We start from the raw sequence: 19,873 nt of genomic DNA, 5'->3' as shown, positions 1-19,873 counted from the left end.
CGACACCGCGGCCGGAAGCGCACGGTCCACCGACTGGCCCACAATGGCCCGGTGAACGACGTCTCCTTCGCCTCCCTCCTCACGCCCGAGGGCCACGCCCTGCTCGACGAGGTGCGCGGCACCGAACCGGCACAGGAGCTGGCCGTCGCCACCCGGCTGCGCCGCGAGCACCCGGCCGAGCTGGTCTCGGCGGCGCTCGGACAGGCGCGGCTGCGGCAGCGGGCGGTGGCGAAGTTCGGGGCCGAGGACGCGGAGCGGATGTTCTTCACCCCGAACGGGGTCGAGCAGTCGACCCGTACGACCGTCGCGACGCACCGCGCGCAGCGGCTCCAGGAGAGGGGCGTCCGCTCGGTCGCCGACCTCTGCTGCGGCATCGGCGGCGACGCGATCGCGCTGGCCCGCGCCGGGATCCGCGTCCTCGCCGTCGACCGCGACCCGCTGACCGTGGCGGTCGCCCGCGCGAACGCCGACGCCCTCGGTCTCGCCGACCTCATCGAGGTGCGCGAGGCGGATGTCACCGAGGTGGACACGGCGACGTACGACGCGGTCTTCGTGGACCCCGCGCGGCGCGGCGGACGTGGCCGGATCTTCGACCCCGAGGCGTACTCGCCGCCACTGTCCTGGGCGATCGGAACAGCGCTCGCGGCACCCCTGGCCGCCCTGAAGATCGCCCCCGGCATCCCCCACGAGGCGATCCCCGCCGAGGCGGAGGCCGAGTGGATCTCCGACGGCGGCGACGTGAAGGAAGCCGTGCTGTGGTTCGGCACGGAGCCCGGCCTGGTGCGGGCCACACTGCTGCCGGGCCCGCGGGTGCTGCGCGGGCGGGGGCTGCCGGATCCCGCCGTGCGACCGGTCGGGCGTTATCTGTACGAGCCCGACGGCGCCGTCATTCGCGCGCATCTGGTCGCGGAGGTGGCCGAGGAGCTGGGGGGCGGGCTGGTCGACGAGACCATCGCGTACATCACCGCGGACGAACTGCGGCCGACGCCGTATGCCACCGCGTACGAGATCACCGACCAACTTCCCTTCGGCGTGAAGAAGTTGAAGGCGCTGCTGCGGGAGCGAGGGGTCGGCGTGCTGACGGTGAAGAAGCGGGGGTCGGCCGTCGAGCCGGAGGAGCTGCGGCGGAAGGTGAAGCCCCAGGGGCCGCATGCGGCGACCGTGTTCCTGACGCGGGTGGCGGGTGCCCCGACCATGCTGGTGGGGCACCCGCGACCGGTCTGACCGTGGGCTACCGCCTGGCCTCGGTGCCCAGCTGGGCGAGGTTCGGCTCGACGGTGGGCCGGAGTGCGGCGCCCGTGCGGGCCGGCTGCGAGACCGCGCACGGACCGGTCGAGGAGAACGAACTCGTGGCCGCCGGGACTCCGTTGTAGTCCGGCCAGTACGTCCACTCGGCGCTGCTCGCGCTGACCGCCGCGCCCGCGGAGTTCAGCGCCGTCGTCGACACCGAGCCGGTGCCGCCGAAGACCGCCACGCCGTTGATGCTCGCGGCGCCCCTGACCAGGTAGGACTTGGTCTCGGTGGAGAGCGTGCCGAGGTCGGTCCACAACAGCGGGCCGAACACGTTCATCGCGGAGGCGGCGCTGGTGCCACCGCGCCAGCTGTCCGTGTAGGCGAGCGCCACGCTGCTCGGCGAGTACCACCACATCTTGGCGAGCGCCGCCGCGGTGCCCTCATTGGTGGAGGCCGTCACCGGGTAATAGGTGTACGTCGAGGGCCAGTTGGAGAACGCCGTGTGCGTCAGCGCGTACTTCGCCGAGGCGCCGACCGGGATCATGTAGGTGGTGTCCGGGTCGAGGCCGTTCAGGTACGACTTCACCGACGAGGTCAGCGAGTTCCCGTCGTTCAGGACGACGACGGCCTTGCCGCCGGTCCCGAGGGAGCCCGCGGCGGACGCGGACGCGAGCGCCGAGTGGTAGTCCGTGCCGGTGGCGAGGAACACGTACTGCGGCGCGCTGGTGATGGACTTGGCGACGGCGACCGAGGTCGAGTAGCGCGAGGTGCCGGCCAGCCGCTTCGGGGTGAAGCCGAGCGAGGTGACCTTGGAGGCGACGGCGCTGCTGAGGATCGACGTGCCGCCGACGAGGTAGACCGTCGCGCCGGGCTTGAGGACGCGCTTCAGCTCCGCCTGCACGGCCGAGGAGACCGAGGTCGCCGGCGTCAGCAGGACCGGACCGTGCTTCTTGCCCGCGAGCGCGGGGGCCGTCAGCGCGTACGCCTGGCTGTCCTTGGAGACCAGCACGGCGGACGAGGCGTTCATCAGGCCGCCCTCGCTCTGGCCGACCGTGTTCCAGGTCCAGCGGGACGCGGCGATGTTGGACCCGTAGACGTCGGCGCCCCAGACCCGGACGACGGTGTTCTTGCGCAGCGGCTGCCAGGCGGGCGAGCGGCCGCCCCACGGGAAGGGCTCGCCCTCCGTCACCGCGTCCGCGGTGATCGTCATGACGACGTTGCTCTCCTGACGGCCGCCGCTGGTGGGCCGATTGAAGTGCACGACGAGCCGGTTGCTCGCGGGCGCCCAGGAGGGGGTGTCGTAGTCGCCGGTGTCGTTGGTCAGGCGGCGCTCCCCTGTGCCGTCGGTGTTGACCGAGAACAGTTGGCCGTGCCCGTCGACGGAGCGGATGAACGCGACCTTGGTGCCGTCGGGCGAGAGGGCGGGCGAGCCGCCGCCCGCGGCGAGCGTGGTCTGCGTCTTGGTGGTGGCGTTGTAGAGCACGGCCGACGGCGTGGCCGTGGTGCACCCGGCGCCGTTGCGCTGGAAGACCAAGAGCTTGCCGGTCGCGTCGCCGCTCGGCAGGGAGTCGCAGCCGCCGCTGGACAACAGCCGGACCGGGGTGCCGCCATCGGCCGGGACGGAGTAGAGCTTCTTGGCCGCGGAGTAGACGATCTCGCGGCCGTAGGTCCAGTACGTCGGGTGCGAGGGCGAGGCGCCGCTGTAGGTCCCGTCGTACACCGTCGTCCTGGTGGTGCCGTTGACACTGATGGTCTGCACTGCTCCGGCCGACTCGAAGACCACGCGGCTGCCGTCGGGCGACCACGCGGGTGACTCGTCGTCGGAGCCGCCCGAGACACGCTTCTCGTCGTTGCCCGTGACGTCCATCGACATGATGCCGTCATTGACCACGGCGATCCTGCCGTCGGTCGCCGGCCACCCGACGACATCGGCCGCCGCGCCCGGCGCCAGCGCCGTCGCGGTACCGGCGGCGAGGGCCGTGACGGCGGTGAGCGCGACGAGTCTGCGGCGCGCGGACGAACCCCTGAAAACACGCATGGATGTACCCCCCACAGGTAGCGATGAGCTGTCGGACCGTGTCCCCCGGCGGTCTTCGGTGCGAACGGAAGGCGTCGCACCCGTTACGGCAGCTGCGCCACTGTAAACCCCGCCCGCTCAGCAAGGGAACAGAGTTGTTGGCGTGACCACGGATCCCGGATGCCGCGTGCGGTCAGGACGCGTCCAGGTCACGGACCCGCGCCCGCAGCAGCTCCTTCTCCGGCTCGTTGCGGGTCAGCGCGGCCGCCCGCTCGAACTCCGCGCGCGCCTCCGCCGTACGCCCCAGCCGGGCCAGCAGGTCCCCGCGGACGCTGGGCAGCAAGTGATAGTCGCGCAGGGCGGGTTCGGTGGCGAGGGTGTCGACGAGGGCGAGGGCGGGTTCCGGGCCCTCGGCCATCGAGACGGCGACGGCGCGGTTCAGCTCGACGACCGGGGAAGGGGAGCGGGCCGCCAGCAGCCCGTACAGGGTGGCGATCTGCGCCCAGTCCGTGTCCTCGTACGCGTAGGCCTGCGCGTGGCACGCGGCGATGGCGGCCTGGAGGGCGTACGGGCCGGGGCCCGCCGTGGCGACGGCGTTGGAGCGGCCCAGCGCGGCGAAGCCCCGGCGGATGAGCAGGCGGTTCCAGCGGCGGCGGTTCTGGTCCTTGAGCAGCACCGGTTCGCCGGAGGGGCCGGTGCGGGCTGCCGCGCGGGACTCCTGGAGCTCCAACAGGGCGGCCAGCCCGTGTACTTCGGGCTCCTTGGGCATCAACTCGGCGAGCACCCGGGCCAGTCGGAGCGCGTCCTCGCACAGGGCGGGGCGCAGCAGGTCGTCGCCCGCGGTGGCGGCGTAACCCTCGTTGAAGATCAGGTAGATGACTTCGAGGACCGACCCGAGCCGGGCTTCACGCTCCGGGCCGGACGGGACCTCGAAGGCGACCCCCTTCGTCGCCAGCGTCCGCTTGGCGCGCACGATGCGCTGGGCGATCGTCGCCTCGGGGGCGAGGAAGGTGCGGGCGATCTCGGGGGTGGTCAGGCCGCCCAGCAGCCGCAGGGTGAGCGCGATGCGGGCCTCGGCGGACAGGACGGGGTGGCAGGCGGTGAAGACGAGCCGCAGCAGGTCGTCGTCGATGTCGTCCGGGTCGGCGGGCTCCTCGAGCGGGGTGGTCGTGTCGAGGTCCCGCCCGATCTCCTCCAGCTTGCGCGCGTACCGCTCCCGGCGGCGTACGAGATCGATCGCGCGATGCTTGGCCGTGGCCGTCAGCCAGGCGCCCGGATTGTCCGGCACACCATCACGCGGCCACTGCTCAAGGGCCGCGACCAGGGCGTCCTGCGCGAGCTCCTCGGCGATACCGACGTCACGGACGATCCGGGCCACGCCGGCGATGATGCGGGGCGACTCGATGCGGAAGATCGTCTCGACGACGTCGCCGGAGGCGGTGGCATCGGCCGCGGTGGCATCGGCTGGGGTGACGGTGGGCTGTGGTTCCACAACCCACCATCAGACACCCACGGCGGCCCTAGGCCAAGGAACCGCTCAGCCCTCCGCGATCTCCCGCACCTCGCAGGTCACCGTCCAGTGCTCCTCGTGCACCTTCAGGAACCGCTTGGTCCACTCGATGGCCTCGGCCATGTCCTTGCACTGCATGAGGGCGTAGCCGCCGACGACCTCCTTGGACTCGGTGAAGGGCCCGTCGGTGACGGACAGCTGCCCGCCCTCCCAGTGCACCCGCTTGCCCTGGGCGGACGGCGTCAGCCCGTCGGTGGCGAGCATGACGCCCGCCTTGGTGATCTCCTCCAGCAGCTCGCCCATCCGCTGCATCAGCTCGGGGCTGGGGCCCTCGGCGGGGGCGGTGGCCTCGTCGATCTGGATCAGCGACAGGTAGCGCGGCATGGTGACTCCTCGTGTTTCGTGTGTCTCGTGTGTCCCGGAGGCGGGGCTTCTCCCTGCCTCTCACCCATGCGTCGATCGGGAGACGCCTGAATCGACACCGTCTCCGGATTTCTTGGAATTTTCTTCCGCGAGGTTCGTTTCCGCAGGTCGCAGTGGCAACCCAGACGACCTCTACCGCCTCCACGGCCGCCCCCGGAACGAGAACGGCCGCCCCTCCGACCCCCCGTTCTCGTCATCGGCGCCGGGCAGCACCGCCCAGCTGACCGACGTGACCGCGGAGTCGAGGGACAGGGTGCTGACGGCCTCTTCGAGGAGGCCGTCGTTGCGCCGTTCCGCTGTCAGGAGGGCGGAGACCGTCACCTTGGGGCCCTCCTCCGCGTCCTGGCTGTGCACGGAGTGGTCGGCGGCGGTGGCGGCCGCCGCACCGTCGGCCGTGCCCAACGAGATCCCGTTACGGCGACATGATCACCGCACGAGACCCCCCGGCTCAGGGTTTGGCTGTACGGTCGCCCACTTCACGCACGCTCACTTCAGCGAGGCCCACAACTCGCTCGCCTCCGGCTCGTTCGCCACCACCCGGTTGGGGTCCGAGGGAGCCGTCACCACCGGCATCATGACCGTCTTGACCTCGTCGGACGACAGCCCCTTCAGGCTCTGCCCCAACTTCATCAGCTCACCGAGCGAGTCGAGACCCGTGTCCGTCGTCAGACTGCCGGTCACGGCGTCCGCGACGCCGTACAGCTTGGTGGGACTGGTCAGCAGGTCGGTCGACGAGATCTGCTTCAACAGCGCTTTGACCAGCTTCTGTTGGAGACCTATGCGCCCCAGGTCACTGCCGTCGCCTATGCCGTGGCGGGTGCGGGCCAGCGCCAGCGCCTTGGTGCCGCCCAGGTGGTGTTTCCCGGCCTTCAGGTGCAGATGGCTCTTGTCGTCGTCGATGTCCTCGTCCGTGGTGACGGTGACGCCGCCGAGCGCGTCCACGAGCTTCGCGAAACCGGAGAAGTCGATCTCGATGTAGTGGTCCATGCGCACGTTGGTCATCGACTCGACCGTCTTCACCGCGCAGACCGGACCGCCCACCGAATAGGCGCTGTTGAACATCGCGTTGTACGCCACCGATGTCGTGCCGCCCGACGACGTGGGGCACGACGGGCGGGTCACCAGGGTGTCCCGGGGAATGCTCACCACGGTCGCCTTGGTGCGGCCCTCGTCGATGTGGACGACCATCGCCGTGTCCGAACGGGCGCCGGAGCTGTTGCCGCCGCCGAGCTTGGCGTTCGCCTTGCCGCTGCGGGAGTCGGAGCCGAGGACGAGGATGTTCACGGCGCCGCTCGGCAGCGGAGCGACGGAGGCCGAGGCGGACGCGGACGCGGTCGGCGTCGTCACCGCCTTCGCCGGACGGTCGTCGCCGAGCGCGCTGTTGATGTCGACGCTCTTGATGTTGTGGTTCAGATGCCAGTACGCCCAGCCCGCCCCCGCGGCGGAGAGCACGAGGGCGCCGGCGAGCACGACGCCGGCGGCCTTCAGCAGGCTGTGCCGGCGGCCGCCGCGTCTCGCGGCGCCCTCTTCGTCATCCCTGTGCTCGTCTTCAGAAGTCACGCGGAGGAACGTAAGTCCGAATTATTACGAGCAGGAACCACTTCTCGGGTTTCCTTCGGAAAATCTCACACTTCTCAGGCGGGCCTCAGCCCAGCGTCACTGTCGGCACCGGATTGCTGCCGCTCCATGACGCGTTGAACCCGAACGTCACCGAGCCGCCGTCCGCGACCGTCCCGTTGTAGGAGGCGTTGACGCAGCTCACGGCCGCACCCGATTGTGTACAGGTCGCGTTCCAGGCCTGCGTGATCTGCTGGCCCGCGCCGTAGGTCCAGCTCGCCTTCCACGACGACAGCGCGGCCCCGGAACAGGCGATCTTCACCTGACCCGTGAACCCTGTGTTCCACTGGTTCGTGACGCTGTACGTCGCCGTGCACGCGCCCGTCGTCGGAGGTGTGGTCGTCCCGCCGAGCGAGGTCGCGATCGCGTAGTACGCCGGTTTCGGCGCGTAGTTCTCGTCGTACGGTGTCGCCGCGCCGTATCCCGAGAAGACGTCCGGGATCCAGGAGTCGGAGTCCGTGAAGCCCCAGACGGTGACGCCGTAGCAGCGGGACACGGCCACGCACGCGTCGAACACGGCCTTGTAGTCGGCGGCCTGCTGCGCCAGCTTGGTGCTGTCGGACGGGAGTTGCATCCGGATGTCCAGCTCGGTGATCGCGACGTCGACGCCGAGGTCGGCGAAGCGCTGGATGTTCTGCTGGAGCGTGGACGGCACCTGGCCGAGGATGAGGTGGGCCTGGAGGCCGACCCCGTCGATGGGGACGCCGCGGTCCTTCAGCGACTTGACCAGGTTGTAGAGGGCGGTGCTCTTCGCGTTGACGCCCTCGACGTTGTAGTCGTTGATGTAGAGCTTGGCGCTCGGGTCGGCCGCGTGGGCCCAGGTCAGGGCGTTGGCGATGTAGTCGGCGCCGAGGCCGTTGTACCAGAGGGTCGAGCGGTAGGTGCCGTCCTCGTTGAAGGGCTCGTTGACCACGTCCCAGGCGGCCAGCTTGCCTTTGTAGCGGGTGACTTCGGTGGTGATGTGGTCCTGGAGCAGGGTGCTCAGCTCGGCAGACGTCCAGGTGCCGTTCGTCAGCCAGCTCGGGTTCTGGCTGTGCCAGACCAGGGTGTGGCCGCGCACCTGCTGGTTGTGGGCCTGCGCGAAGGCGACGATCTGGTCGGCCTCGGTCCAGTTGTAGGTGCCCCTGGTGGGCTCGACGGAGCCCCACTTCATGGCGTTGCCCGGGGTCAGCGAGTTGAACTGGGCCCCGGCGATGTCGCCGTACGTCCCGGTGAGTTTGGAGCCGGTGACGGCGGTGCCGATGACCTTGCCCTTGGCGGCGGCGAGGTCGCGGAGCGGGGTGTCCGCGGCGTGCGCCGTCGTACCGGCCGCGAGCAGGGCGCCCACGGCCGCGGCGCCCGTGAGCAGGGCGGTGAGGCGCGAGCGTAACGAGGCTCTGGGGGTTCGCGGGCGTAACGAGGTTCTGGAGGTTCTCATTGCGGGTGCCTCCGAAAGTTTCGGTCGTGCAACCGATTGACTTCGGAGCAGTGTGGGACCGCTCCCACCCCTCGTCAAGACATCCGTCACGGCCGTATCGCCGTGCCCCTACGCCGGGGGCGCGCCGGTGCTGCTGCGCACCACGAGGCTTGTGGCCAGTTCCACTCTTGTCGCCGCCGACGCCCCCTGCTCACGCCCCAGTTCGAGCACCAGCCGCGCCGCCGCCTCCGCCATCTCCGTCAGCGGCTGCCGTACGGTCGTCAGCGGCGGCCCGACCCAGCGCGCCACCGGCAGATCGTCGAACCCGACGACGCTCAGGTCCTCGGGAACGCGCAGCCCCAGCTCTCGCGCGGCCTCGTACAGGCCGAGCGCCTGGAGGTCGTTGCCCGCGAAGACGGCGGTGGGCCGGTCCGGCGAGCGCAGCAGTTCGAGCCCCGCCCGGTACCCGCTCTCGTGGTGGAAGTTGCCCGGCCGGATCAGCGCCGGGTCGACCGGCAGCCCCGCCGTCTCCAGCGCGGCGCGATAGCCGTCGACCCGGGCGCGGCTGCACATCATCCGCGAAGGCCCGCTGATCGCGCCGATCCGGGTGTGCCCCAGCTCGACGAGATGGCGGGTCGCGGCCAGCCCTCCGTGCCAGTTGGTGGCGCCGATCGACGGCACGTCGTCGCCCGGGTCGCCTGCCGGGTCCATCACCACGAACGGGATGGACCTGCTGGTCAGCAGCGCCCGTCCGGACTCGTCGAGCCCGGACAGCACGAGGATCACCCCGTACGGGCGGCGCGCGGCGACCTGGTCGGCCCAGGTGCGGCCGGGGGTCAGCCGCCCCGCGCTCTCGGAGAGGACCACGCTCAGCCCCTCGTCCCGGGCGACGTTCTCGACGCCCCGGATCACCTCCATCGCCCAGGCGCTCTCCAGCTCGTGGAAGACCAGGTCGATGAGGGGTGACCGGGTCGCCTCGGCCCTGCGCCGCCGGTAGCCGTACGAGCGCAGCAGCTCCTCGACGCGAGTGCGGGTCGCCGGGGCCACGTCGGCGCGGCCGTTGAGTACCTTCGAAACAGTCGGAGCCGACACGCCGGCCTCGCGGGCGATCTCGGCGAGCGTCGCGGTCTGCGTCGACCGCGCGCTCAGCGGCTTCACGGGGTTCATGGGCGCGATCGTAGCCTCGCGCAGCGGCACGCCGAACCCCCAATTGACGCCATACACCTCCCGGAAAATTCGGCATGCGCCGCGAAAGATTCGCACATCACTTGACCCGCACCTCGCATCGCATCCGCCGGCCCGGCCCCGTCACCCGCTCGGGCCCGGTCAGCGTCACCGGCACCGCGTAGCGCACATCGCCCTCGGCACTGGACACCCCCAACCGCAGCTCCAGCGCCCCCGGTTCGACGATCCGGTCGCCGTCGGGTCCGGTGTACGCCGCCAGGTCCGCCGGGACCGTGAAGTGCACCTCCGCCGACGCCCCCGCCTCCAGCGGCACCCGCGCGTAGCCGATCAGCCGGGCCACCGGTCGCGCCACCTTGCCGACCGGGTCGTGCAGATAGAGCTGGACGACCTCCGTACCGGCCCGCTCCCCCGTGTTGCGGACGGTCAGCCGCAGCGTCGTCTCGCCGTCCGTCGCGAACGCGGCGTCGTCGACCGTCGGCGCCTGCCAGGCGTACGACGTGTAGGACAGCCCGTGCCCGAACGGGAACAGCGGCGTCGGGTCGAGGTTGCTCGCCCCGCTGATCTGCCCGAGCGGCGGGGCGAGATAGGTGTACGGCTGTCCGGCCGGGTCGCGCGGCACGCTCACCGGGAGCCGCCCCGACGGGTTGACCCGCCCGGACAGGATGCCCGCGACCGCGGCGGCGCCGTCCTGGCCGGGGAAGAAGGCCTGCACCACCGCGGCGGCCCGGTCGGCCCAGCGCCCCAGCGCGTACGGCCGCCCGGAGAACACCACGAGCACGACGGGCGTCCCGGCGGCCAGCGCCTTGTCCACCAACTCGCCCTGCCCCTCGGGCAGTTCGAGGTCGGCCGCGTCGCACCCCTCCCCCGAGGTGCCGCGCCCGAACAACCCGGACCGGTCGCCGACCGCGACCACACACACGTCGGCCGCCGCCGGGTCCTCTCCGAACTCGGCGTCCGGCAGCTCGGCGCGCAGTGCGTCGAGCAGCGTCGGTACGGCGACGCCCATCGGGACGTCGGGGTGGTCGAGGAGGACATGGCGGGGGAAGGTGTAGCAGCCGAGCATGGCCGCCGGGTCGTCGGCGAGCGGGCCGAGGACGGCGATCCGCCGCACCTCGGGCGCGAGGGGCAGCGCGCCGTCACCGTTGGCCAGCAGGACCACCGACTCCTCCGCCAACTGCCGTGCGATCTCCCGCATATGAGGCGGATCGAAGTCGACTGTCCCCTCGGCGGCCGGGGACTCCCAGTCGGGGTCCAGCAGTCCCAGTTCGCACTTCTGCGTCAGGACGCGCAGCGCGGCCCGGTCCACCAGATCCTCGTCGAGCGGCCCGGACCCGTAGCACCGTACGGCCGGCAGCTCCACGTCCACGCCTGCCGCGAGCGCGAGCGCCGCCGCTCCCGCCGGGGAGTCGGCGAGCCCGTGCGCCGACTCCAGGAGGGACACGGCGAAGTAGTCGGCGACGACCGTGCCGGTGAACTTCCACTGCCCACGCAGGAGTTGGCTGAGCAGTCCGCGATGCGCGTGCGCGGGCAGTCCGTCGACGTCGTTGTACGCCGCCATCACCGACCGCGCACCGCCCTCCCGCAGGGCCATCTCGAACGGAGGCAGGATGACGTCCGCCAGTTCGCGCGGGCCGATCGACACGGGCGCGTGGTTGCGGGCGCCGCGCGAGGCCGAGTACGCGGCGAAGTGCTTGAGCGTGGCGACGACGCCCGCGGACTCCAGCCCCTGGACGTAGGCGGTGCCGATGGTCGCCACGAGGTAGGGGTCCTCGCCGATCGACTCCTCCGTACGACCCCAGCGTGCGTCCCGTACGACGTCCAGGACGGGGGCCAGGCCCTGGTGGATGCCGACGGACCGCATGGTGACGCCGATCGACGACGCCATCTCCTTCACCAGGGCGGGATCGAAACTCGCGCCCCAGGCGAGCGGGGTCGGGAAGATCGTCGCCTGCCAGGCGGTGAGGCCGGTGAGGCACTCCTCGTGGGCGACGGCGGGCAGCCGGAAGCGGTTCGCGGCGCGGATGTGCTCCTGGAACTTCGCCAGCCGGGCGGCGCCCTCGGCGGGCTCGACGGGCGCGGTGCCGAACGGCCGGGTGAGCTGGCCGAGGCCGTGCGGAAGCAGTTCGGCGAGGTCCAGGTCCTCCGACAGGGCGTGCTGGTGCGGGGCCATGTCCCCGCCCGGGGTCTCGTTCGAGCCGGGCCAGACGCTGTAGAGCTGGGCGATCTTCTCCTGTGGGGTCATACGGGCGAGCAGGTCGGCGGCGCGGACGGCTGCGGGCAGAGCGGGGTCCTGCCAGGGGTCGGTCATGTAACTCCTCACGTGGATAGGGGGATTGGGCCCCTGAGACGGGTCAGCCCTTGGTCGCGCCGAGCGTGATGCCGCCGATCAGCTGCCGCTCGGCGACCGCGTAGAAGGCGAGGGCGGGCACCATGGCGAGCACCAGGTAGGCGAAGATGCGGGCCACATCGGCGGCGTACTGGCCCTGGAACTGCTGGATGCCGACCGGGATCGTCCACCAGGTGGGCTCACTGAAGACCAGCAGCGGCAGCAGGAACTGGTTCCAGCTGCTCACGATGGCGAGGACGGAGACCGTGCCGAGCGCGGGCCGGGCCAGCGGCAGCAGGATGCGCCAGAAGAAGTCGAAGCGGGTGCAGCCGTCGAGCGTCGCCGCCTCCTCCAACTCCCCCGGGATCTCGCGGAAGAAGCCGCGCAGGATGATGATCGTCACCGGCAGTCCGAAGGCCGCCTCGGGCAGGATCACGCCCCATGGGTTGTCGAGCAGCCCGAAGGTGCGCAGCAGGATGAACAGCGGCAGGATCGCCACCGCGAACGGGAACATCAGCCCCATCGTGAACAGGGTGAACATGAACTCCCGCCCACGGAAGGCGAATCGGGCCAGCGCGAAGGCGGCCAGGGCCGCCACCGACACCGTGAGCAGGGCGGCGCCCACCGCGATCACCGTGCTGCTGCCGATGGACTTCCAGAACGAGCCCGAGCCGAGCAGCGAGGTGTAGTTCGAGGTCACCCACGGCGAGGGCAGCCCGAACGGGTTGGAGGAGAGCTGGTCGGTGGACTTGAAGCCGGAGATCAGGGCGTAGAGGAGAGGGGTGACCATGAAGACGCCGACCACCCAGAGGATCACGTACATGGGAAGGGTGCGCAGCCGCCGGCGCCGCAGCACCTCCTTCGGTGTCCCCGTCGTGGCGCTCACCGGCGTCCCCGTCGCAGCGCTCATCGGTTTCCTCGCATGGTGGTGATGGCTCCTTCGGTGTCCCGGCGCAGTACGAAGCGCTGGTAGGCGAGGGCGAAGACCAGGCTGATCAGGAACATCACGACGCTGATGGCGCTGGCGTAGCCCATCTGATAGCGCTTGAAGCCGTACTGGACCATGCTGATCGCCATGGTCTCGGAGGCGTGGTCGGGGCCGCCGGTGGTGATGACCCAGACCAGGTCGAAGAGCTGGATGGAGTAGACGACGGAGAGGAACGCGCTGATCCGGAGGGTCGGCGCGAGCAGCGGCAGCGTGATGTGCCGGAAGCGCTGCCAGGTGCCGGCGCCGTCGATGCGCGCCGCCTCGTGCAACTCGGCCGGAATGCCCTGGAGTCCGGCCAGGTAGAGCATCATGTGGAAGCCGAAGTACTTCCACGTCATGACGAGGAAGAGGGTCGGCAGAACGGAGCTCTGCCCGGCGAACCAGTCCCCGCCCAGGCCCTCCAGGCCCACCTTGTCGAGGACCTTGTCGGCGAGCCCCTCCCCCGGCGCGAAGATCATGCTGAACAGCACGCCGGTGATGACCTCGGACAGGATGTACGGGGCGAAGAACAGCATCCGGTACACGGCCCGGCCGCGCAGCTTCTGGTTCAGCAGCACGGCCATGGCGAGCGCGAACGGCAGCTGCACGAGGATGGAGAATCCGATGAGCAGCGCGCCGCGCCCCAAGTCCCCTATGAACACGGGGTCCTTGAAGAGCCGGGTGTAGTTGTCGAAGCCGATGCTGTCCGAAGGCGAGCCGAATCCGCCCCAGTTGAAGAAGCTGACGTAGATCGCGTAGCCCATCGGCACCAGTACGAGCATGCCGAACAGGGCAAGGGCGGGGACCGTGAACACGACGGCCGACAGCCAGTCACGCACCCGGCGCAGCGGCGACCTGCGCCGCCGTGGACCAAAAGCGGCCGGGTCCTGGTCGTCGTACTTGCCGACGTCGCTCACGTACGGCGCCGAACCCGCAGAGTGGGTCGCGGAGGTCGAAGTCGAGTGGGTCATCGGCGGCGCTAGCTCTTCTCGCTCTTGGCGACCTGGGTGACCGAACGCGTCACCTGCTCGGGCGACTTGGAGCCCGCGATGAGCGCGGCGACGCTGTCGTTGATCTCCTGGCCGACGGCGGGGGCGTACGCCTGGTCGAGGTAGAGCTGGAAGCCGGTGGCCTTGGTCAGCATCTGGGAGACGGCGGTGAGGTTGGGGTCGGTGAGCGCACCGGTCAGGTCCTTGGAGACCGGTATCAGGCCGGTCTCCTTGATGAGCTTCTCGGCGAACTCCTTCTCCGCAAAGAACTTCAGGAAGTCCAGCGCCTCCTGCGGCGCGCCCTTGCGCAGCGCGTGACCGCCGCCTCCGCCGAACACCTCGGTGAGTGCGCCCTTTCCGCCCTCGACCGCGGGGAAGGAGAAGAAGCCGAGGTCCTTGCCGATGCCCTTGCCGGAGTCGGCCTCGACGATCGGCGCCCACTGGCCCATCAGCTCCATGGCCGCCTTGCCGTTGCCCATCAGGGCCGCCTCGCCATTGGGGTCGGAGTAGGCCCCGCCGAGGAACCCCTTCTGGAAGGGCTGGAGCGCGACGAGGTCCTTGAGGTGCTGGCCGGCCTTGACGAAGTCGTCGCCGGTGAAGTCGGCGTCGTCGGAGGCCTTCTGCATCGCCTCTAGACCGGCGACGCGCATCGAGAGGTACGCCCAGTAGTACATGCCGGGCCACTTCTCCTTGCCGGCCAGGGCGATGGGCGTGATGCCCTTGGCCTTCAGGGCGCGGATGGCGTCGAGGTAGCCCGACCAGGTGGTGGGCGGGGTGGTGATACCGGCCTTCTTGAAGAGCGCCTTGTTGTACCAGAAGCCGACGGCGCCGATGTCGAAGGGGACGGCGTACAGCTTGTCGTCGAACTTGTAGGCCGCCATCGAGGCGGGTACGTAGTTGCCGGTCCACGAGGCGACCTTGTCCGTCAGGTCCTCGACCAGTCCCGCGTCGAGCTGCTGCTTGAGGACGCCGCCGCCCCAGGTGTGGAAGATGTCCGGCAGCTTGCCCGAGGCGATCTGCGCGGTCATCTTCGACTTGTACGCCTCGTTCTCCAGCGTCACGACCTTGATCTTGACGTCCGGGTGCGCGGCCTCGAACTCCTTGGCGCGCTGGGCCCACAGCTTCTTCGCGGGCTGGGTCGTGGTGATGTTCCACCACTCGATCGTCTTCTTACCCGAACCGCCGTCGCTGTCCGAGGAGCCGCACGCGCTCAGGGCGGCCGCGCCCAGGCCGGCCGCCGCGGACGCCGCCAGGAACCTCCGGCGGTTGAGGGGGGTGTAGGTGTTGCCCAACGCTCGCATCGCGCACCTTCCGGAAGAGGGCCGAAAATTATCGGTGGAGTGCGCTCGGAAATTACGGGTGTGCGTCAGGTATGTCAACGCTCCTGACAAATATCGGGTGGTTCGTTGGCTGCGGGACGGTGGGGGCTGGTCGCGCAGTTCCCCGCGCCCCTAAATAAAAGCCAAAAGACGGGGGCTGGCCGGGGGCGACGGGGCGCAGCCCCGAGCCTTCAGGGGCGCGGGGAACTGCGCGAGCAACCCCCACCGGCCCGCAGCCAAACGAACAAGCCGCCACCGCCCCGTCTTTCAGGGGCGCGGGGCTGTGACATTTGCGGCTCCGCCGCGGGGCGCGACCAGCCCCCACCGGCCCGCAGCCGAAGAACAAGCCTCAGCCGCCCCGACTCAACCCCGGGGTGCCGTACTCGCCCGCACAACCAACTCGGTCGCCAGCTCAACCCGAGGAGACGCCGGCTCCTCCCCCAACGCCAGCCGCAGAACCGTTCGCGTCGCCAGCTTCCCCATGTCCGCCAGCGGCTGCCGCACGGTCGTGAGCGGCGGTGCCGACCACCGGACCTCGGGGAGGTCGTCGAACCCCACCACGCTCATGTCCTCCGGCACACGCAACCCCCGCCGCCGCAACGCCTCGATCGCCCCCAACGCCATCTGGTCACTCGAGGCGAACACCGCGGTGGGCGGCTCCCCCAGGTCGAGCAGGGTGTTGCAGCCGTCGAACCCCGCCTGGTGATAGAAGTCGCCCGGCACGATCAGCGCGTCGTCGACGTCGACACCGGCCCCCTCCAGCGCCGCCCGGTACCCATCGAGCCGCGCCCGCGAGCACAGCAACCGCACCGGCCCGGCGATGAAGCCGATCCGGCGGTGGCCGAGGCCGAGCAGATGCTCCGTCGCGGCCATGCCGCCGGCCCAGTTGGTGGCGCCGACGGTGGGCGCGTCCAGGGACGGCGACCCCGCCGGGTCGATGACGACGAGCGGTACTCCGAGGCGCCGCAGCTCCTCGTGCAGCCGGGGTTCGAGGACGGAGGTCACCAGGATCACGCCGTCCGAGGCGCGGGCGCGCAGATTGGTCATCCACTGCCGGGCCGAGCCCGAGGCGCCGTGGATCGCGGAGACCACCGTGCCCACACCCGACGCGTGCGCGACCTCCTCGACGCCCCGGATGATCTCCACGGCCCAGGGGCTGTCCAGATCGTTGAAAACAAGGTCGATGAGGGCGGCCCGGTCCCCAGGCGCGGACGATTTGCGCTGGTAGCCGTGGTACCGCAGCAGGTCCTCGACCCGGGCCCGGGTCTCCGGCGACACATCGGAGCGGCCATTGACGACACGCGACACGGTGGGCACCGAGACCCCGGCCTGCCGGGCGATCTCGGTGATCGTCACCTTGTTCTTGATGCTCTCCCGGGCCACTGCGCCCACCTCCGTCGACATGTCCAAGACTCCCCCTACCGTGCCGGCCGCACCAGCGAAACTTTGCAGGAGTCTTCCGGAAAAGCGAGCTCGGCGTGAAGCCCGGCCGGGAACGACGGCGTCAGGAGACCGACTCGAACCGCCACCGATGGACCGCACGGGTCACCAACTCCGCGGCCGGCTCGGGAAGTTCGGGCAGCTCGGCGTCGTACGCCGCGTCCCACCAGGTGATGACGAGCACGCGGTCCTGAGGAGCCCTGAAGAGCTCCCGGCGCAGCGGCGGGACCGCGAGCTCCTGCTCCTGCGCCCGCGCCCAGGCGAGCAGTTCCTCGCCCCGCCCGGGAACGGCCCGCGCCTCCCACATGAGGGCGACGGTCATTGCCTCAACCTCTTTCGTGATTCTGCGACGCGAGCATCCCTGGCGCGCTAGGTTCTAGCCAACCGGGCTGGTCTCAACCCGGCTGGTGCTGATCGCAGAAGACCTGACGGGCCGCTGTGCTCGTGAGGCGGCGTGAGCCAGGAATCCCCTGTCTTCGGATAGGGGAGGGGTCAAGAGTACAGGTTCTCCTTGCTGACCTCGTGTACGTGGTCGTGGCTATGCCCGTGACCGGGGACGTGAGTCTCCGTCACGGGCAGCGACGAGTCCGCCGACAGATCCCAGTCGGAGGCGGCCCGGTTCCGCGCCACCATCTCCGCGCCGAGGGCCGCGACCATCGCACCGTTGTCCGTGCACAGCTTCGGCCGCGGCACCCGCAGCCGGATCCCGGCGGCCTCGCAGCGCTCCTGGGCGAGCACGCGCAGCCTGGAGTTGGCGGCCACGCCGCCGCCGATCATGAGGTGGTCGACGCCCTGGTCCTTGCAGGCCCGTACGGCCTTGCGGGTGAGCACGTCCACCACGGCCTCCTGGAAGGACGCGGCCACATCGCGCACCGGCACCTCCTCCCCCGCCGCCCGCTTGGCCTCGATCCAGCGGGCCACGGCGGTCTTCAGACCGGAGAAGGAGAAGTCGTACGCCGCGTCGCGCGGCCCGGTGAGCCCGCGCGGGAACGCGATCGCCTTCGGGTCGCCCTCCTTCGCGTACCGGTCGATGACCGGGCCGCCCGGGAAGCCCAGGTTCAGCACGCGGGCGATCTTGTCGAAGGCCTCGCCCGCCGCGTCGTCGATGGTCGCGCCCATCGGCCGTACGTCGGAGGTGATGTCCGTGGACAGGAGCAGCGAGGAGTGCCCGCCCGACACGAGGAGGGCCATCGTCGGCTCCGGCAGCGCCCCGTGTTCCAGCTGGTCCACGCAGATGTGGGAGGCGAGGTGGTTGACCCCGTACAGCGGCTTGCCCAGCGCGTACGCGTACGCCTTCGCCGCGGAGACCCCGACGAGCAGCGCACCGGCGAGCCCGGGCCCGGCGGTGACCGCGACCCCGTCCAGGTCCTTCGCGCTCACCCCCGCCTCCTTCAGCGCCCGGTCGATGGTCGGCACCATCGCTTCCAGGTGGGCGCGGGAGGCGACCTCGGGCACGACCCCGCCGAAACGCGCGTGCTCGTCGACGCTGGAGGCGATCGCGTCCGCGAGCAGGGTGTGGCCGCGGACGATGCCGACGCCGGTCTCGTCGCAGGAGGTCTCGATGCCGAGGACGAGCGGTTCGTCAGCCATTGCTCTCTGTGCTCTCTGTTCCTTGTACTGAACTCGATGGGTCGGTCAGGCGCATCACCAGGGCATCGATGTTCCCCGGCTGGTAGTAGCCGCGCCGGAAGCCGATGGGCTCGAAGCCGAAGCGCTCGTACAGCTTCTGCGCGCGGACGTTGTCCACCCGGCATTCGAGCATCACCTCGGCGCACTCGAACGCGGTCGCCGCCCGCAGCAGCTCGGTGAGCAGCCGGGCGCCGAGCCCCGTGCCCCACTGCTCGCGGCGCACGGCGATGGTCTGTACGTCGCCCAGGTCCCCGGCGGCGGCGAGTCCGGCGTACCCGACGAGCCGCTCCCCCTCCATGGCCACGACATAGCGCCGTGTCGCCTCCGGCCCGCGCGCGTGGGCCAGCTCGGACCAGAACATCCCCCGCGACCAGGCGTCCTCGGGAAAGAGGTCCTTCTCCAGCACCAGTACGGGATCGATGTCCCACCAGCGCATCTCGCGCAGTTCGACGGTCACTTGGGGGTGACCACCTTGTAGTTCTTGGGCACCTGGGCGTCCGGGCGGCGCAGATAGAGCGGCCGGGGGGCCTCCAGCTCCTCGCCCGCGGCGAGCTTCTCCGCGGCGAGGCAGGCGAGCGCGGCCGCCGCGACGTGCTCGGGCGCGCGGGCGTCCGGGAAGGTGTCGGGGTAGAGCAGCGCGCCCGCGCCGACGGCCGGCAGTCCCGCCACGGCGTCGGCGATCTCGGCGGGCCGGTCCACGGCGGCCTCCGACACGCGCGTACGGCAGTCGGCGTACCGCGCCCAGTAGACCTCCTTGCGCCGTGCGTCCGTGGCGACGACGAAGGGGCCCTCGACCTCGGCGGCGTAGGCGAGCCCGTCGAGGGTGCACAGGCCGTGCACGGGCACCCCGAGCACGAGCCCGAAGGTGTCGGCGGTCATGAGGCCGACACGCAGCCCCGTGTACGGGCCGGGGCCGACGCCCACGACGATGCCGGTGACGGCGTCCAGCTTGAGGCCTGCCTCGGCGAGCACCCGGTCCACGGCCGGCAGCAGCAGCTCTCCGTGCCGGCGCGCGTCCACCTGGATCGACGAGGCGATGACGGACGTGCCGTCGTGCAGGGCGACGGTCACTGCGGGGGTGGCGGTATCCAGAGCGAGCAAGAGCACGCAAACAGCCTACGGCGCCCGAGCCGGACGTACGGCCGCCCGGGAGTGCTGCTCCCCGGCTGCTACCGTCAACAGCAAAGACGTACGCAGTACGAGAGGTGGGCACACAAGGTGGCTAGGAGCAGCTCGGGATTCGTGGCCGGGCTCACCGTGGCGGCGATCGCCGCAGTCAGCTTCCTCGCCTACCAGGCGTCCGCGAGCGTGCCGGACACCCTGGGCAAGCCGCACGCGAGCGCCTCGCCCAAGGCATCCGTCTCGAAGGCCCCCCGTGACAAGAAGAACCCGGCGGCACTGCCCAGCCAGTCCGGCACGGGCGAGCGGGTCGTCTACTCCACCGACGACGACCGCGTATGGCTGGTCGGCGCGGACAACAAGGTCCAGCACACCTTCAAGGTCACCCCGGGCACGATCGACCCTGCCGTCGGCACCTACGCCGTCACCACCCGCTCCAGCGCGGTCACCGGATCGGATGGCATGCAGATCGAGCACGTCGTACGGTTCACGCTGGTCGACGGCGTAGCGATCGGCTTCAGCGCGGCGATGAACGGCTCCACGGCCTCCCCCGACTCCACCAAGAAACTCGGCGGCATCCGCGAGTCCCGCAAGGACGGCACCGCGATGTGGGAGTTCGCAACAATCGGCGTAAAGGTCGAGGTCATCCAGTAGCGGGACTTGGAAGCGGGCCTTCAGGACCGTGCCCCTTTAGGGGCGCGGG

18 protein-coding genes are annotated in these 19,873 nt (G+C 70.7%); 2 read left to right on the top strand and 16 right to left on the bottom strand.

Annotation, left to right across the window (positions count from 1 at the left end):
• Nucleotides 1-51 precede the first annotated feature (51 nt).
• Nucleotides 52-1,224, top strand: coding sequence for a methyltransferase domain-containing protein (locus tag AB5J50_RS30590; protein ID WP_327431051.1), 1,173 nt, complete (start codon nucleotides 52-54; stop codon nucleotides 1,222-1,224).
• Nucleotides 1,225-1,231: 7 nt separating this feature from the next.
• Here the strand turns inward: AB5J50_RS30590 and AB5J50_RS30585 are convergent, their stop codons facing one another.
• The 16 genes from AB5J50_RS30585 to tsaB form a co-directional block, all read right to left on the bottom strand.
• Nucleotides 1,232-3,271, bottom strand: a complete 2,040-nt coding sequence (locus AB5J50_RS30585; protein WP_369261372.1) for a cell wall-binding repeat-containing protein — start codon at nucleotides 3,269-3,271, stop codon at nucleotides 1,232-1,234.
• A gap of 172 nt (nucleotides 3,272-3,443) precedes the next feature.
• Nucleotides 3,444-4,664, bottom strand: coding sequence for an RNA polymerase sigma factor (locus AB5J50_RS30580; protein ID WP_369265553.1), 1,221 nt, complete (start codon nucleotides 4,662-4,664; stop codon nucleotides 3,444-3,446).
• 123 nt (nucleotides 4,665-4,787) lie between these two features.
• Nucleotides 4,788-5,144: a YciI family protein gene (locus AB5J50_RS30575; protein ID WP_369261371.1), complete on the bottom strand. Its 357-nt coding sequence runs from the start codon at nucleotides 5,142-5,144 to the stop codon at nucleotides 4,788-4,790.
• Between the two features lie 171 nt (nucleotides 5,145-5,315).
• Entirely contained in the window at nucleotides 5,316-5,585 is a 270-nt protein-coding gene (locus tag AB5J50_RS30570; RefSeq protein WP_369261370.1) for a hypothetical protein, read from the bottom strand.
• An 84-nt stretch (nucleotides 5,586-5,669) separates the two neighbouring features.
• Entirely contained in the window at nucleotides 5,670-6,674 is a 1,005-nt protein-coding gene (locus AB5J50_RS30565; protein WP_369265552.1) for an LCP family protein, read from the bottom strand.
• Between the two features lie 154 nt (nucleotides 6,675-6,828).
• Nucleotides 6,829-8,217 carry an endo-1,4-beta-xylanase gene (locus AB5J50_RS30560; protein WP_369261369.1) on the bottom strand — a complete coding sequence of 463 codons (1,389 nt, stop codon included), beginning with the start codon at nucleotides 8,215-8,217 and terminating at the stop codon, nucleotides 6,829-6,831.
• Nucleotides 8,218-8,325: 108 nt separating this feature from the next.
• Nucleotides 8,326-9,363 (bottom strand): LacI family DNA-binding transcriptional regulator, encoded by a 1,038-nt coding sequence (locus AB5J50_RS30555; RefSeq protein WP_369261368.1) that lies wholly within the window; start codon nucleotides 9,361-9,363, stop codon nucleotides 8,326-8,328.
• Nucleotides 9,364-9,460: 97 nt separating this feature from the next.
• Nucleotides 9,461-11,689: a glycoside hydrolase family 3 N-terminal domain-containing protein gene (locus AB5J50_RS30550; RefSeq protein WP_369261367.1), complete on the bottom strand. Its 2,229-nt coding sequence runs from the start codon at nucleotides 11,687-11,689 to the stop codon at nucleotides 9,461-9,463.
• Nucleotides 11,690-11,732: 43 nt separating this feature from the next.
• Nucleotides 11,733-12,530, bottom strand: a complete 798-nt coding sequence (locus tag AB5J50_RS30545) for a carbohydrate ABC transporter permease (RefSeq protein ID WP_369265551.1) — start codon at nucleotides 12,528-12,530, stop codon at nucleotides 11,733-11,735.
• Nucleotides 12,531-12,613: 83 nt separating this feature from the next.
• Nucleotides 12,614-13,645, bottom strand: coding sequence for a carbohydrate ABC transporter permease (locus tag AB5J50_RS30540; RefSeq protein WP_369261366.1), 1,032 nt, complete (start codon nucleotides 13,643-13,645; stop codon nucleotides 12,614-12,616).
• Nucleotides 13,646-13,653: 8 nt separating this feature from the next.
• Nucleotides 13,654-14,964, bottom strand: coding sequence for an extracellular solute-binding protein (locus AB5J50_RS30535; RefSeq protein WP_369261365.1), 1,311 nt, complete (start codon nucleotides 14,962-14,964; stop codon nucleotides 13,654-13,656).
• Nucleotides 14,965-15,345: 381 nt separating this feature from the next.
• Nucleotides 15,346-16,386 carry a LacI family DNA-binding transcriptional regulator gene (locus AB5J50_RS30530; RefSeq protein ID WP_369261364.1) on the bottom strand — a complete coding sequence of 347 codons (1,041 nt, stop codon included), beginning with the start codon at nucleotides 16,384-16,386 and terminating at the stop codon, nucleotides 15,346-15,348.
• A gap of 100 nt (nucleotides 16,387-16,486) precedes the next feature.
• Nucleotides 16,487-16,744 (bottom strand): hypothetical protein, encoded by a 258-nt coding sequence (locus tag AB5J50_RS30525; protein ID WP_369261363.1) that lies wholly within the window; start codon nucleotides 16,742-16,744, stop codon nucleotides 16,487-16,489.
• Nucleotides 16,745-16,914: 170 nt separating this feature from the next.
• Nucleotides 16,915-18,012 carry a tRNA (adenosine(37)-N6)-threonylcarbamoyltransferase complex transferase subunit TsaD gene (tsaD, locus tag AB5J50_RS30520; RefSeq protein ID WP_369261362.1) on the bottom strand — a complete coding sequence of 366 codons (1,098 nt, stop codon included), beginning with the start codon at nucleotides 18,010-18,012 and terminating at the stop codon, nucleotides 16,915-16,917.
• Entirely contained in the window at nucleotides 18,005-18,487 is a 483-nt protein-coding gene (gene rimI, locus AB5J50_RS30515) for a ribosomal protein S18-alanine N-acetyltransferase (RefSeq protein WP_369265550.1), read from the bottom strand. Before rimI ends, tsaD begins: the two co-directional genes overlap by 8 nt.
• A gap of 17 nt (nucleotides 18,488-18,504) precedes the next feature.
• Nucleotides 18,505-19,158, bottom strand: a complete 654-nt coding sequence (tsaB, locus tag AB5J50_RS30510; RefSeq protein ID WP_369261361.1) for a tRNA (adenosine(37)-N6)-threonylcarbamoyltransferase complex dimerization subunit type 1 TsaB — start codon at nucleotides 19,156-19,158, stop codon at nucleotides 18,505-18,507.
• Between the two features lie 111 nt (nucleotides 19,159-19,269).
• Between tsaB and AB5J50_RS30505 the strand changes: the two genes are divergently transcribed.
• Nucleotides 19,270-19,824, top strand: a complete 555-nt coding sequence (locus tag AB5J50_RS30505) for a hypothetical protein (protein WP_369261360.1) — start codon at nucleotides 19,270-19,272, stop codon at nucleotides 19,822-19,824.
• The last annotated feature ends 49 nt before the right edge of the window (nucleotides 19,825-19,873 follow it).

Source organism: Streptomyces sp. R35 (assembly GCF_041053035.1).
In the GTDB taxonomy this organism is placed as follows: Bacteria; Actinomycetota; Actinomycetes; order Streptomycetales; family Streptomycetaceae; genus Streptomyces; species Streptomyces lutosisoli.
This window is presented reverse-complemented; position numbering and strand designations above follow the sequence as displayed.

Excerpts from the sequence above, each read along its gene's own strand:
- AB5J50_RS30585 (WP_369261372.1), bottom strand. The coding sequence starts at position 3,271 with ATGCGTGTTTTCAGGGGTTCGTCCGCGCGCCGCAGACTCGTCGCGCTC.
- AB5J50_RS30575 (WP_369261371.1), bottom strand. The coding sequence starts at position 5,144 with ATGCCGCGCTACCTGTCGCTGATCCAGATCGACGAGGCCACCGCCCCC.
- AB5J50_RS30560 (WP_369261369.1), bottom strand. The coding sequence starts at position 8,217 with ATGAGAACCTCCAGAACCTCGTTACGCCCGCGAACCCCCAGAGCCTCG.
- AB5J50_RS30555 (WP_369261368.1), bottom strand. The coding sequence starts at position 9,363 with ATGAACCCCGTGAAGCCGCTGAGCGCGCGGTCGACGCAGACCGCGACG.
- AB5J50_RS30550 (WP_369261367.1), bottom strand. The coding sequence starts at position 11,689 with ATGACCGACCCCTGGCAGGACCCCGCTCTGCCCGCAGCCGTCCGCGCC.
- AB5J50_RS30545 (WP_369265551.1), bottom strand. The coding sequence starts at position 12,530 with ATGTACGTGATCCTCTGGGTGGTCGGCGTCTTCATGGTCACCCCTCTC.
- AB5J50_RS30540 (WP_369261366.1), bottom strand. The coding sequence starts at position 13,645 with ATGACCCACTCGACTTCGACCTCCGCGACCCACTCTGCGGGTTCGGCG.
- AB5J50_RS30535 (WP_369261365.1), bottom strand. The coding sequence starts at position 14,964 with ATGCGAGCGTTGGGCAACACCTACACCCCCCTCAACCGCCGGAGGTTC.
- AB5J50_RS30530 (WP_369261364.1), bottom strand. The coding sequence starts at position 16,386 with ATGTCGACGGAGGTGGGCGCAGTGGCCCGGGAGAGCATCAAGAACAAG.
- AB5J50_RS30525 (WP_369261363.1), bottom strand. The coding sequence starts at position 16,744 with ATGACCGTCGCCCTCATGTGGGAGGCGCGGGCCGTTCCCGGGCGGGGC.
- tsaD (WP_369261362.1), bottom strand. The coding sequence starts at position 18,012 with ATGGCTGACGAACCGCTCGTCCTCGGCATCGAGACCTCCTGCGACGAG.
- rimI (WP_369265550.1), bottom strand. The coding sequence starts at position 18,487 with ATGCGCTGGTGGGACATCGATCCCGTACTGGTGCTGGAGAAGGACCTC.